The organism is uncultured Microscilla sp. (genome assembly GCF_947493425.1).
GTDB lineage: Bacteria > Bacteroidota > Bacteroidia > Cytophagales > Microscillaceae > Microscilla.
The window spans coordinates 1-14,681 of the sequence record NZ_CANLRP010000090.1 but is presented as its reverse complement, the minus strand read 5'-3'; the positions used below and the strand labels follow the sequence as shown (position 1 = coordinate 14,681).

Here is a 14,681-nt window from a genome sequence, read left to right as displayed (position 1 = left end):
ACGAACAGGGCTTTGTAAATGCTTCTCAGGGCTTGCGACTTGTCGCTTGAAGCTTGCTACCTTATATCAGCCAAGGTCCATATCGCCTACTTTGCCTTTAAATACTTCGTTGGGTACAATACCTTCGTTGTTTTCTGACAACTCGGCTTTTATGCCAGTAATGACATATCGCTCCACGGCTTCTTTGTGTTTCATTTCTACTTCTCCCCCGCCTCTTACATCAAACAAGTCTTTGATCAAGTCATAAGTATTGCGTGACACCGCTACCTGCCCCGACTCGCTCTTGATCTCTATCAGCTTTGCCGTATTTACAGTTTCGCCCCATACATCATAAGCAAAGCGTTTTTGCCCCACTACTCCTGCGGTTACATACCCTGTGTTGATGCCTATTCTTACTTTCCAGTAAGGTTCTCCCTTAGCGTCCTTTTCAGTGCGTTTAGCGTCTATAAAACGTGTCATCTCCAGGGCAGCTAATATAGCATCTACCGGATTACGGTGGTTTTTCTCTGGTATGCCACCCGCTGCCATATAAGAGTCACCAATGGTTTTGATCTTGATGAGGTTGTACTTCTCTGATATTTCATCAAACTTATTGAAAGTAACGTTCAATTCTTCTACCAACTTATCAGACCCCATTCCCTGCGACACATTGGTAAAATCTTCGAGGTCGGCAAACAACACCGATACTTTGTCGTATTGGCGTGGTTCATAATACCCTTGCTCTCTTATTTCGTCAAACACATAAGAAGGCACCAAACTAAACGACTCTATTTCTTCTTTGGCGTTTTCTACAATACTTTTTTGCTTGGCAATAGTGCTTGCCTGCTCTTCCAGTTCCTTTTTTTGCTGCACTACCGTATCTTTTTGCTGTTTCATTTGCTGTGCCACTTTCTTGCGACGCATCGCCGTAAATAACAACACCAAAGCCAACACTGCCAGCAACGCAATGCCTCCCATCAGGTAGTATTGGTTGCGTTTTTCCAGTGCCTGAATTTGTTCATACTTGGCTTTGTATTTAGAAATAAGGCGGGTGCTATTGGTTTTACTTTCGCCCAAATCTTCCAGTAGCTTTTCGGCCTCTATCAGGGCGTCTATAGCTTTTTGGCTTTCGTTGAGGTGTCCATATAGCTCACTGATTACCTCATATATTTTTGCCATCTGCTTTTTGTGTCCCAGTTCTTTGCGTAAAGCCAATGCTTTTTGGTAATACTCCAGGGCGTTTCGGTAGTTGCCCTGATCGCTCCGCAAATAAAACAAGTCAAAATAAAACTTACCAATGACCTCCTGGGTTTCGGCAACCTTGCTTTTGTCGCCCAACTTGGTATAAATGGCCAGTGCTTCTTTAAAATGCTTGATGGCTTTTTTATATTCGGTCAGTTCTTTGTAGTCAATCAGCCCAATATTGACCAACGCATCGGCTCTTCCTTTTTCGTGTTTGTATTTTTTGGCAAGGTTGAGGGCTTTGCGGGCAAACACCAGGGCAGCTCCATCGGGGCTTTCTTTGGCATATTCTGCCGATAGCATATTAAGGGCATCTATATGCACTTTGATGTCTTTTGATAATCTTATGATACGGCGAAGACTGTCCAATCGGGCACATTGTTGGGCGTACACTCCCTGCGTCGTCATCAACAGGCATAGAAATAAGAATAAGGTTGCTTTCTTCATTATACATTAAAGTTTGCTGAAAAAAATTTGCTTGTGGTTTTCACCATCAGAGTATGTTTAGGGAGTTTGCAATAAATAGTCTCCCAAGTTTTGGTGAATGGTTTTGCTCAAAGACTAGGCGCATTTTAAGGGCATAGCAGCGCTACGGCCGAAAACCGAGGCTACAGCTGGCTGTGCCGAGCTCTGCCAAAGGCTAAATGCAACGAAGTATTTGGACAAAAAAATCGCCAGAAATGGGTAGCTTATTTTTTGTATGCTCCCTTAAAGTGAATTTTTGCCTGGCTCAAACTCCAAATTTAATTTGAAGCACAGCCTTAATTAAAATCACTCAAGTCAACGCGACAAATCAGGTTATTAAGCCAGGTTACCACTTTTAAACACCCTCTCAAACCGATGCTATCCAAATTTAAAAAATATTTGATACTAAGCACACAGTTATAGGTGTTTTGTTGTGGTATAAGCTGTAGCAAGTCTTGAATACCGATGCATATCGGGGCAATTAGCCATAAGTTACAAACAGACTTAAAACACTCATTACAAAACAGTTAACATATAGCAAAGCGTTTACCTACCTCGACTTCACCAACAGCATTAAACAAAAAAAAGGTTGCCCAATAAAGGCAACCTCCACATCATCATAGTTTAGCTACTGAAATAACCAAACGGCAGAAAAGCATTTTTAAAAAAATCTTTCGGGGCAAAAGCTACCCTACATTCCTCAAGGTTTTAATATCTTGCACCAAACGTTTTACTTCCAATTGTACCATTCCGTTGTATACCCCCCTTATTCTCCCTTTTTTATCTACCAATATCACGTGTTCGGTGTGCAAAAACTCGTTGGCATCTTTAGCAAACCCTGGTTTTTCTTCGGCAAAATAAGATTGACGCGCCAGCGTATAAATCTCCTCTTTTTTACCCGTTACCAGGTGCCACATTTTAGTATCTATATTTTTACGTTTTACAAACCTGCGTAAACGTGGCAAAGAATCTACCCAAGGCATTACTGTATGCGATACCAGTCTTACATCATCGCTGGCATCAAACGCCTCTTGTATCATGCGCAGGTTTTCGGTCATTCGAGGGCATACACTGCCACAAGTAGTAAAAAAGAAATTGGCTACATAAATTTTGCCCCTGAGGGTTTCGTTGGTTACCGCTTCACTGTCTTGATTGGTAAAACGAAAGGGGGCGATGGTGTGAATTTTCTGATATTTTGGTTCCTCCTTTTTAATCCACTCAGGCGTAAAATCGCTTTTGTTGTAAAAAGGCAATGGTTTCTCCTCTGTATTTTTACTTTGCCGGGGTTGGCACCCGTTGAGGCAAACCAGCCAGGCTGCTGCCAAAGTAAGCCCAAAGAATGTTTTAAAAGTGTGCATATTTTTGTCTAACTTGTTTCAACTATTTACTAGCGACCGATTTACAATTTTTTACTCCGGTAAGCCCATACTGGCGACCATCTTTCACTACATAATTTGCCCTGATGCGTCCATCTGTTTTCCACATCCGCTGGTGTCCTTCTTCTTTGCCTTTTTTATAGTTAAAATCGCGGTAAAGCCTGCCATTAAAATACCATTGCTTTACGCTTCCTTCATACATATCATTATAGGCATTGGCGGTCAGTTTAAGCTGTCCGTTTTGCCACCATATTTGTTGTTTTCCGTGTTTTCTGCCTTTTGCATATCCCCTTTCAAACCAACGTTGTCCTCCTGCATACCATCCTTTAGACACCCCATGCTTTTCGCCTTGGTAATAAGTACTTTTGCTTTTTACCTTGCCCGTAGTGTAGTGTTCTACCAAAGTTCCCGAAAAAGGCTTGTTTTGATAAAGCCATTTGCCTCCTTGTCGCTTCAATGCCTTATGGGTCGAAGCAACGCTTACCTCAGGAATAGTAACGGAGTTGCGCACTTGGCAACTCCAGATAATTACTATCATACATACTATATATACTTTTGACATGGATTGTCTTTATTTTATTGAGTCACAGTGCCTGCTGTCCCAAAAAAGCCTTGACCATTGATGTAAGGGTCATTGTCGGTAATGTGGTAATGGTATATGCCATTGGGGTACTCTTTGGTAGCAGTTTTATGCCCATGGTAAATATCCAGGTCGCTGTTTACTATAGTTTTTCCATTTTCTTGTGGCCCATACACCGGAAAACCATCCAACAAAAAGCCTACTAAGCCTTCTTTGTTGTTGGCAGTCAGGTAGGTAGGTTCTATGTGGTAATGATACGTGCCAGTACTCGTAGGGTGTCCATTGTGTTGATCAAAAGTGTTGATCTCCGCCGATAAGTCATCGCCAGGAGCCGCATATTGGTTAAATATAGCTACTCCGTTCACTGTTACTCCTATGGCTCCAAAAGGGGTTGCCGCCTTGGTAGCTGCTTCGGTTGGGTTTAGTGGAATCCTAAAAGTAAAGTTTTGTTCAGCAATTACATTAGGGTTTTGCTTAAAATTTACATTAGAGCCATTGTATGCCTCATACAATGCATTATTTCTAGCCCAATAAGGGCTCTTATGGTCGGGCACTCCTTTGGCAGTAATCACCACAAAATCACCGTCAACTTTGGCTTCTGTGCTATTTACAAATAACTTAAAGGCATCGGGTAGTTCATTCCCAGTGCTTGTTGTATCAGCCCCCCCTCCACCTGTGTTGGTAGTAGTAGGCGTGGCTTCATCCGCATCTTTTTTACACGAAGTAATGCCTATGCACACAAACAAGGCAATCAATAAAACTGGTATTTTTTTCATCTTTTGTTCTTAATATTAGCTTAATAAATAACTTGCTCAATATATGCCATCAATAACTATTTCCGGTTTTATGGGCACTTACCAAATAAAGTACTACTACCTGTGTATGTACTCATTATTTTAACAAATTTATCATCAAAAAAATAATACAACATACGTACAAAAGAAAGCCAGAGTTGTTGATCGTTCAAAAGAAGTTTTTGTATGACACTTGCATAAAAAAAAATGTCACCAAGGCTTTTTTTCATACACCCCAGTGACACTTCATAAATTGGCAAATTGGTCTAAGAGCTTGTTTAAAAATCATTAATTAAGTCCCCGAATCAAGTTCGGCTCGCAGCTCCGAGCTTGTTCTCGGAGGACTGTAAGCTTTTACGTGCCTTTCCTGATTATATATTGTCAAATTTAGCCGTTGGCAGAGCCCCGAAACGAGTTCGGTTTACAACTCCGAGCTTGTCCTCGGAGGATTTAGAAACTCGGCAGAGCATAGCTCTAGCCATCGGTTCTTCAAAATTTGACGCATCTAATCTGAAAACTCATCATAAAATCTCCTATAAACGACCGCTTTAAACAAGCTCTAAGTTATATCCACCTACACTCAGCTATCAATCATAGCCTGGGCACCCTTCACCAAAAAAAAGCCGTCGTTACCCACTGGTTGATAAAGCGGCATGAGCAAGTAGCCATCGCCGGGCGATTTTACCTCTCCCCGACAGTCACGGGCAAGCAATTGCCCCTTGGTTACCCTAGAAAAATTTTTGAAGCCTGGCAACATTTTAAATTTATCTTCGGGCTTGATAGAATGCAAATACTCCAGCTCCATTAGGTTGGGTAGATTTTCGGTAAACTCTTGTAAGTGGGTATACTGTGCTACCTCCTCAGGAATAATGTCTTCGGCAATGCAACCCGCCCCCAAAAAGGTATACCAAATAGACCACACCAGGTTATCTATTGATTGTTGGTTTTGGTGTTGCCCTCCCTCAAAGGCAAAAGAAGTAAAGCCCTGACCGTGCATATAACGCAAAGAAGTGCCTGTAAGCTTCTCTTCCAACCCTATGATTACAGGTGCCTCCAGGCGTTGGGTCAGGTAATGTGACTGAGCCAGGTTGGTGGCTACAATAAAAGTTCCGTTCTCGCCCGATGTAGTATGCAAATCAAGGTAAATTTTTTGACGATACTGCGTAAAATCTATTTGGTCAAACACCTTACATATTTCCCTGAGCTCTTCACAATCGGGGGTTTGACAACGATTGTTTTTTGCGTTTTCCAGCTTATCAGGCGTCCAGATACGGTTCAGGTCTTCGCTTAGGTACCGCTGATTTGCCGCAAGCGCCCGTCTGTTTCCGGCAATGCCCACAAAACGCCCCTTAAAATTGGGCTGGTCGCGCTCTAGTATATGAAACACCTTGCGTAAAGCTTCTATCCCCAAAGGTTCGTTCCCGTGAATGCCAGCCGTACAAATCATCAATGTATCGGCGTCTATATTACCATAAGCTCCTATAATGCGTGGTATTTCTTCCATTTACTTTATTTTTAGTTGGTTGTTATTCAATGTAGTTTTTTCTGGTTTATTTTTTTGACTTAGCCATTAGCTTTAGCCTGTCGCAGATGGCTCACGCGTCTGTTTGTTTAAATGCTCAATCCTTAGGGAAACAACATTGGACTATCGACTACTCCCACCTAATTGCTGCAACATACAAAGGCTCAAAAGTGAAAAACACCTTTGAGCCCTTATCTAAAAGCATTGTACAAATTGGTTTAATTACTGTTTTACCAAACGCTTGCTAAAGCTACCATCTTTCATTCTAAGCGTTACAATGTATACCCCTTTAGGGAGTGTTTGTGAGGCAATTTGATAAGTCCATTTTTGTCCATTTTTCTGGCTCACTACCTTTTGCAATACCTTGCCGCTCAGGTCGGTTACTATAATATCTACCTCGCCTGTGAGGGTATTTTGCAGACTCAGTTGGGCATTGCCATTGACTGGATTGGGAAATAACTGACTGCTGTTTGCCAATACTTGAGACTGATCTGTGCTCAGTACAAAACGGGCATTTTGGGCTACCTCTTTGCGTCGGGGTGAGTTTTCGAGTACAGTACGCATACGCGCTTTTTGGTCTTTGGTAAACAAGTTCATACACTTGTCGCCCGTATAATCCATATAGTTTTGATACATATCGTCAAAACTGTCATCAGTACAAGAGTTTACCACCTCAGAACAATCGTTTAAACCATCGTTGTCTTTACCCGAATTGGGTGTATCAGCACAAAAATCATCAGCCGAACAATCACCGTCTCCCCAAATATGACGAAGCCCCAACCAGTGCCCTACCTCGTGGGTCACGGTACGCCCCCGGTCAAAAGTGCCTGCAAGGTCAAAAGACGAACCCGCACTGGTATAGTTAGAGCCAAAAAAACGGGTATTAATGGCTACTCCATCTGTTTCGGGTTTGTCGGTGGTGGGGTCAACCGTGATTCCAGCAAGCGTCGACTGTTCAGGAAATTGGGCGTAACCCAGTGTACCACTACTAGAAAACTTCACTACCCAAATGTTTAAGTATTTGGAAGGATCCCAACTGGTGGCAGGTTTTAAAACCTGTTCTATGTCGTTCATCGACCAACTCGTTCGTGATTTATCTTCGTAACGATGAATGCCTGGTTCTTCGAGTTTTTTACCATTGGTATCAAGCACTGCCAACTCAAACTGAATCTCAGTATCGGCGGCTACATCGGCAAACACAGTAGGGGTACCGGTTTTATCGGGGTTGGTGCGGCGAAAGTCCTGATTGAGTACAATCATTTGCGACAACACTTGGTCGGCCGGAATATTGTTATTAAAACCCACCTCGTCGCCATCGTGTACAATGTGTACAATGACCGGAATGGTATACACAGTAGACTGGGTGCGTTGGGTACTTCTTTGACTGAGTTGGTGTGCCATCCAGTTTTCAAAACTTTGCAACCCTTGTTTACGCCATCGCTGCTTTAGGTGTTGCTCATACATAGGCATGGTACCACAGCGTTCGGGTTTGGTTTGGGCACTCAAAGGCTGAATTGTTGCCCAAAGAAACAATACCAGGCAACTATTTAATATTCGTTTAAATGTCTTCATAATAAATATATTTCAGGCAGACGATGCTTAGGAATTGTTCAAAAATAAATTTACACTCTGAGGGGTGATTTTTCGCCTTGATACTTCGTTATTTTTATTGCCCGTAGCGCTGCTATGGGCGTAAAAAATAGCCTCGTCTCAAAACAAAACCTCTACCTCAAGAATGGTAATTTAATTTCTCACCATTCCTTAGTACTTTAGTAAAACACAAAAAATAAACTGTCTCAGAGAAACAAAGCAGGCGGTTTTCGTGTTTTCACTTATTTTTAAATTGGTAAAACTTGTCTTGAATTCATACCATCAGATCGTAATGCCATCACTAAAGGGAAAGTATAAAGTTAAAAATCAAATATAAAATCTAAACTGGTGAAAACCTGCATACATAACGAAAGTTTAAAGCCAGGAGTTTTGTTTGTTACTTTAGCTTTTTATTTTCATCAATCATTTAGATGCTTACAAGACAACCCGGCTTTCTATGCCCCCTACCTTCTCTTTAATATATTCTGATCACCTCGCCATTGCCTTTGCCCTCAACGCTGCGAATATAGCCACTGAGCATTTGTTGCATAGTAACAGGGATATGCCCCGGAAAATAGTCACGGTATTTGTCGGCAGCGGCTTCTACCAAGCCCGGCGACACTACATTTACTCTGAAACCGTTTTGTAAATCAAGTACTACTGCTTGTACAAAACTATGAATGGCTCCATTAACCATAGCAGCACTGGTGGTAAAAGGTACAGGATCGTCGGCAAGTATGCCAGTGGTGAGCGTAACTGAACCTTGCGGGTTGAGATAGTTCCGGGCAATACGGGTCACATTGACTTGCCCCATAAGCTTGCTATTGATGCCTATGTGGTAGTCCTGTTCAGACAATTCGTCAAAGTGTGCCCATTTAGCTTCTCCGGCAATACATATCACCGCATCTAGTTTGCCTGCCTTGGCAAATCCAGCTTCGATTGATGTGTTATCGGCAATGTCTATGGTGAGGTCGCCTTTGCTACGCCCTGCAACCAATACCTCGTGTTTTTGAGCAAAATAATCAGTCACTACCTTGCCCAGGGTACCGTGGCCGCCAATGATTAATATTTTCATTTTTGCGAAAGTTTGGTGTAGGTATACAAGGTAATTATTTTTTTATTGTAAAGTGTTTATAGCGCACAAATATGTAAGGTTGAATAAGTAAGCCCATAAAACACCCCTCACCTTATGAAGTAAGCAATACTTTTTGGGGATGATTGTCCCCTGCTACTCCTTAGGCTTAGGGGCATACAATACCACATCCAAACTTTGGTTTTCGCGGCGGGTAGTAGGCACTTGTTTGCCATTGGTAAGTTCGGTTACTTTAATAATCACAAACTCTTTGAGCTCCGATACGGTCACCTTGCCATCTTTATCAAAATCGGCGTTTTCGGTATTGCCTTCCGAAAAATCCAACCCTTTCATGACCGAATAGGTAAACACACCATTGTTCCATTCTTTAGATTCCAGGGCAAACTCATACCCTGCTGCTGCCGATATGATGGTGGCTCCCGAACGGTTGGATACATCGTTGAACAAGGCTTTCATATAATCAAACGAGTTATTAAGTCCAGCCTTGGGTTTGATAAACTTGCGGCCTCCCTTAAAGGTAATGCTCACTTTGTGTTTTTTTTGAGGCTCAGAGGTAGGGTTGGCAGTTACTTCTACCTCTGCCTTGTCCAATTCGCCCGAATGACAAGCATCAATCATAATCAAACGCTTACGGGCGGGTACCTTGTCCAGCATACGCTCTATAGCCTCGTAGGGCAACCCCCGTTTTGCCGGATTTTTAAAATCTACATCATAGGTAGCCAGGTAATAGTCCATTTGATCGTCGAGCAAACCGTGACACGACACATAAATAAGAATTTGATCGTCTACAGTGCTTTTTCCAAACACCTTGCTTGCCTTGATAATATTGGCTTTGGTGGCTTGTGCATTGAGCACTTTTCTTACAACTACACTGTCGTAATTGCCTGCGCTCCTGAGCGACTCTATCAAGTTGTTGGCATCTTTTTCGGCAAACTTCAGGTTGCGCTCTGAGTCTTGGTATTCCGACACTCCTATAGCCAACACATACAGCCAGGGCTTGGTTTTGGTGGGGGGTGCCTGATACAAAATATTGAAGGTTTCTTTGGCGCTCTCCAACCCGCTTTCATTCATTGCCGACACTGCTACTTTATTCATCCCCCGGTTGAGCCTTATTTTCAGTTTTTGAGTAATTTCACGCTTTCCTCTGGCAGAAATGCCACTTTTACCGTACAATGGTACATCGTTTACATATACCTGAATATTTTTGAGGGGTTCATGATGGTCTATAGCTTTTACTTCTACCTTAACAACAGGCGCCGAAGTAGCCGTAGGCAAGTCAAACTTTCCCGGAATCATCACTTCGGGCAGGTTCATATCGCCAGCCATCATTGCCTCGGTCATTCCGGCGCGGCGCAGGCGCTTCTTCCACGCCTTATAATAAATACGCTGCACAATTTTAGACGCTCCCAAGTCCCTCATCACCAAATCGGGGCGGTTAAAGCGTAAGTCGAACTGCCCAAAAGCCCTGAGTTGCCCTTTGTAACGAAACCCAATGCCCTTGATGCTGCCTTTAGAGGTTTTATAATAATTATTGGCGTTCAGAATAATATAATCGTCTTTGTTGAGCCCCAAAAACGACCCGGCAAGCTTGCACTTGTCAATGTCCCAAACTTTGATGATACTATTATCATCGGCACTGTATACCTTTTTTCCTTGCTCGCCAAACCATACCTGGGTTACATTGTTGGTGTGTCCAGTCATTACACAGTTCAGGTTTTTGGTGCTCCAGTCCCATATAGCCACATCAAAGAAAATATTCTGAGGCAACCAATACCCCCCACTGCCTGTTACCAGGTATTGCCCATCGGGGCTAAAGCGGGCAGAAAAAATAATTTCATAATCAGTCATAAATTTTTGCACCTCCTTGCCCGTGGTATAGTCCAACGCTACCAGTTGGCTCTTGAAAGTACCACTTTCCTCTATCACCCTTGACAACAATACCTGGGGTTTGTTGGGCACAAAATCCAGTACCCGATCGTGGAAATAGTCCATTTCATACTTCATCAACCATTGACCAGTGGCTATCTCAAGGCAAGCTGCCACAAATATGGTTTCGTTGCCTTTGGGCTCACTGCCCCTGGTCACCAGGTATTTGTTATCAGGGCTGATGCTTACCCAGTCTATGAAGTGTTGTCCGCCTGCTCTGGTCTTTATTTTTCGTAACAATTTGGGGGCTTTCAAATCGCTCAGGTCAAACAGGTGCAACCAGGCTTCAAACTGATTGGTGGTGCCTACCTTCTGCATGGTTTCATACACCAATACTTTGCTGTCGGGGCTGAGGTAAACCCTTTGCACCGGGTCGTTCATATCCATGCTGAATACCTCATTGAGCTGGGGCAGGGTATACAGCTTAATCGTTTTGTTCATTCTATCAAAAGCTACCGCATGTTGGGCGTTGCTAAACGCTACTCCTTCTACAGGCATAAAACCATCTACTTGCCCCTTGCGCAGGTTCCACAAACGAATGCCTGGCGACTGCCCAAAGTGAGAAGAAGCCATGTACTTTTCGTTGGCGGTGACCGAAAAATTATGGATACCCTCGTGTACTCCCCCAAAAACTCCCAACTCTTTGCCTTTGTTAAGGGTAATAAACCGTACCCCCAGTGTAGTGTACGCCGACACATTGTCGCCTTCTTGGCCGGCAGTAACCAAGTGCGCGTTTACTCCCAACAAACGGTTGTCACGGCTAATGCTAAAGTCGCGCAAAACCCCCAACTCTCTGGTAGACCTTTTTACACTAAACTTTAAATCTTGAGAAATTACGCCTTTTTTTAGTTTAATCTCCCTGATCAATTTGCCCGAAGGCACCTCATACACCAACAATTGATAATAAAAAGTACCTACCACCAGTTTTTTGCCATCGTAGGTCATGCGCAGCTTGCCAATGCCTTTGCTCATCGGAAAAGGAATCTCGGTTGCTACTTTGGCAGGATCGTTTAATGCCCAAATTTGGATGGCTTGTTTTTGCACATTGTAAGCGGCAAAGTGGGTAGCGCTCACCGATGACATCGTCCAGACATACATTTTGGTGCCTTCGTTTTCAAAATAACCATGGTCTTTTTCTGTGGGCAAATGAAGGCGTTTACCTTTGCTAAACAACCACTCGTTGTTAGGGTGCAATGATGATGTATTGCCCAGGTCAAGGGAATGGTACTCTTTGACTCGTTCGCCACTGCGGGTATTGACTGCTACCAGGTTGCCCGAAAAACCCGATGCTGGAGTAACCGCCTGAACTAACAAGCGTTTGCTGTCGGAAGTAAATAAGATATTGCCTTCATGGGTTTTTATTCTTCGTATGATTTGCCCGGTGGGGTGCTTCCACAAGATCACTTCGTTGCGATCCATGCTCGCCAGGTATTGACCATTGGGGCTAAAAACAACTTTTGTGATTAATTCGCGGTGCCCATGCAGGGTACGAAACTCTTGCCCTAATGAGCGGTCCCATATTTTTACTGACAAATCTTTGCTTGCCGTAGCGTAGTATTTACCTCCAGGATGAAAATCAATCGATACAATCTCCAGGCGGTGCCCCTGGGTTACTACCAGGGCAGGCTTTTGGCTTAGGTTATTCAAAGTAGCAGAGATACGCAAAAGCCTTGAAGTAACGTTGCCGTCTTTGGTAAACACTTCTATCGGCACCGCCTTGGTGGGTGACTCTAAAAACGAAATCCTACGCGATGCAAAAGTAAGGTCGCTCCGATTAAAAGTAGCCCGACGCCCGTCTACTTTTATTTTTATTACCTGTTGGTTGTCAATGTTTTGCAAACGTCCTTTGAGTACCAGACTTTCCTGGTTGTGTTTGATGGTAGTTTCGCGTGCTACCTTTGCGTTGGGCTCGTCAGGGTTTGTCAATACAATGTTGTAGTAAGCAAAACTTTGGGTATTCACTACATTTTCCGAAGACTTGCTCTTCAGCGTAGTTTCCAACAATCCTTTTTCGTGTTTGGAGTGGTTAGGCTCCACCCTAAACACCGAGTCGTTGCTTACCCTATAACAGTCTTTGAGTCCCTGTGGGGTGCCATCGAACCTGCCATCTGGTGTAAACACCACATAGTCTTTTCCCTTGTTGAGCGTCCACAAACTCAACAGTTTCAACCCTGTTTCTACATCCCAGATAATCACCTCCCCATTTTTGTCGGCACTTATAACCTTGGAGTCATCATCGGTAAAGTCAGCCGCTACAATGGCCGACTGATGTCCATTAAAAGTTTTGATAAATTTATAGGTCTGCCCATCCCAAAACCTCAGTTCACCTCCTTCGTCGCCCGAAAGAATGTAGCGGTCGTTTTTGCTAAACGAAAGGTGGGTAATGCCACTTTGGTGTCCTTTGAGTGCTTTTAAGTATTTGCCCGTGGCAAGGTTCCACACCATCACTCCAGAATTTTTATCGCCACTTAACAAGTACTTTCCTGTTTTGTCGTAAGCTGTTTGGGTAGTGCCCCAATAATGCCCTCTGAGTTCCTGAATGCGTTGATTGCGATCGATGTCCCATATTTCTATCGCAGGACTGCCTCCACTCAATGCTATGTGGTTTTCGTTGGGGCTAAAAGTAAAAAACTTTCCTGCCTTCTTGCCATTTATCACCCGAAAGGGTTCTCTGGCGTCAATGTCAGCTATTTTGTATATGTGTACCCGGCGACTGTTTCTCGACATGGCATAATAAGTTCCTTTAGGCGATACACTTATTTTTTTATGTCCCCGATAAGAACGCCCCTTGTTTTTCTTTTGTATTGCCCCCGTCACATTGTCCCAAGCCACATAGCGTTGCGCATAGCCCCCTCCCACCGAAGTGTTGGCATCGCGGCTCATAAATACAGTACAGTCGGTTGATTTTTCCAAAGCAATAAACTTTTTACCGTTCCATACCAAAGCAGGTTGCCCCTCCCGGTTGATCAATACTTTGCCCTTGGCAAAAGCCACCTGCTTCATCTTACTGCGGCTCGTTCCTCGCTTAAACAACGACTTGCCACTATTTGAGTCGATGATATTGAGCAAACCCCACCGCATGCCCACCACCAGTGCAGATTGACGAGGCACATACAACAGTGTTGTGGCAGCGTATTTTATATCATAAGTATTGCCTTGAGTGATTTGGTTATTTTGAAGTTGCCAAAGCAATATTTTACCTCTTTCGTTGGCTATGGCAATGGTATTGTTTTTTGGATCAACCGCCAGGGCATTCGTAAAGCTTTGCCTGCCTAAAGGTTGGCTTGCCACCAGGCGCCCGGTTTTGAGGTTCCATATATCAATGCCTTGTTTGGCTATCCACTTGCTACGCAAGGCTACCAAGGTGCTGCCATCGGCACTTAAGGCTATATTAGAGATGGCTTCTTTGCCTACATTTAATTTTTGCTCTACCTTGTTGAGGCGCAGATTCCAGATAAAAATACTGCCTTGATTGTCTACACTTATGAGCTTGCTTCCCTCTTTGTTATACATCAGCTTGATTACCCCCCGCGAGTGCCCTCTTAGCAAAGGTTGCTGTTGCCCGTTTTGCAGGTGCCACCTTGCTATACCACCTGTAGACAAGCCTCCGGCAAGTGTTTGCTCATCGGCACTAAAGTCAATATGATTTATGGTAGCCGATTTATGGTTGAGTTTGAATAACAGTTTGCCCGTTTTTCGTTCCCATACCTTCACTGTATTATTGCCAAAGCTGGCCGCAATGTATTGACCTTTTGAACTGATGGCTATCGACTTGATAAGTGTAACACCAAATAAGGCAAACACTCGATGAAGTTTTTTTTGAGGGTAATTCCAAAGCTTTACGGTTTGGTCCTTAGACGCTGTTACAAACCACTCGCCGCTTGCCGACACATCAGCTGCAATCAGGTCGTCGGTATGCCCCTGGTTGATCATAAAATTGCTTTGGGCTATAGCCGTAAAGTTTACCAACAGGCAAAACAGGGTGATTGGAAGTATTTTCATTCGTTTTGGATTGTGCATTTTCGTCTATGAACTTGTCTTAGGAATGGTGTAAAAATAAAGTTCTATAGTTTAAGGAAATATTTTTTGGTCAGGCGAGGTCAAAAAACGCGGC

At 43.5% G+C, this 14,681-nt stretch carries 8 protein-coding genes; all 8 read right to left on the bottom strand.

The genetic code is table 11. The annotated features are described in order from the left end of the window. Positions 1-66: 66 nt before the first annotated feature. Positions 67-1,668 (bottom strand): adenylate/guanylate cyclase domain-containing protein, encoded by a 1,602-nt coding sequence (locus Q0954_RS20570; protein ID WP_299459715.1) that lies wholly within the window; start codon positions 1,666-1,668, stop codon positions 67-69. Between the two features lie 704 nt (positions 1,669-2,372). Next, positions 2,373-3,044 (bottom strand): SCO family protein, encoded by a 672-nt coding sequence (locus Q0954_RS20565; RefSeq protein WP_299459712.1) that lies wholly within the window; start codon positions 3,042-3,044, stop codon positions 2,373-2,375. Positions 3,045-3,066: 22 nt separating this feature from the next. Continuing rightward, positions 3,067-3,624, bottom strand: coding sequence for a hypothetical protein (locus tag Q0954_RS20560; RefSeq protein WP_299459710.1), 558 nt, complete (start codon positions 3,622-3,624; stop codon positions 3,067-3,069). A gap of 14 nt (positions 3,625-3,638) precedes the next feature. Then, entirely contained in the window at positions 3,639-4,418 is a 780-nt protein-coding gene (locus tag Q0954_RS20555; RefSeq protein ID WP_299459707.1) for a YHYH protein, read from the bottom strand. Positions 4,419-5,016: 598 nt separating this feature from the next. Beyond that, on the bottom strand, positions 5,017-5,940 hold the full coding sequence (locus tag Q0954_RS20550) for a succinylglutamate desuccinylase/aspartoacylase family protein (protein ID WP_299459704.1): 924 nt from the start codon (positions 5,938-5,940) through the stop codon (positions 5,017-5,019). 240 nt (positions 5,941-6,180) lie between these two features. Further along, positions 6,181-7,530 carry a M43 family zinc metalloprotease gene (locus Q0954_RS20545; protein ID WP_299459702.1) on the bottom strand — a complete coding sequence of 450 codons (1,350 nt, stop codon included), beginning with the start codon at positions 7,528-7,530 and terminating at the stop codon, positions 6,181-6,183. Positions 7,531-8,023: 493 nt separating this feature from the next. Then, positions 8,024-8,623, bottom strand: a complete 600-nt coding sequence (locus Q0954_RS20540) for a short chain dehydrogenase (RefSeq protein WP_299459700.1) — start codon at positions 8,621-8,623, stop codon at positions 8,024-8,026. Between the two features lie 153 nt (positions 8,624-8,776). Further along, the gene (locus Q0954_RS20535) at positions 8,777-14,569 is read right to left on the bottom strand and encodes a caspase family protein (protein ID WP_299459698.1); all 5,793 of its coding nucleotides are present in this window, start codon (positions 14,567-14,569) and stop codon (positions 8,777-8,779) included. Between the last annotated feature and the right edge of the window lie 112 nt (positions 14,570-14,681).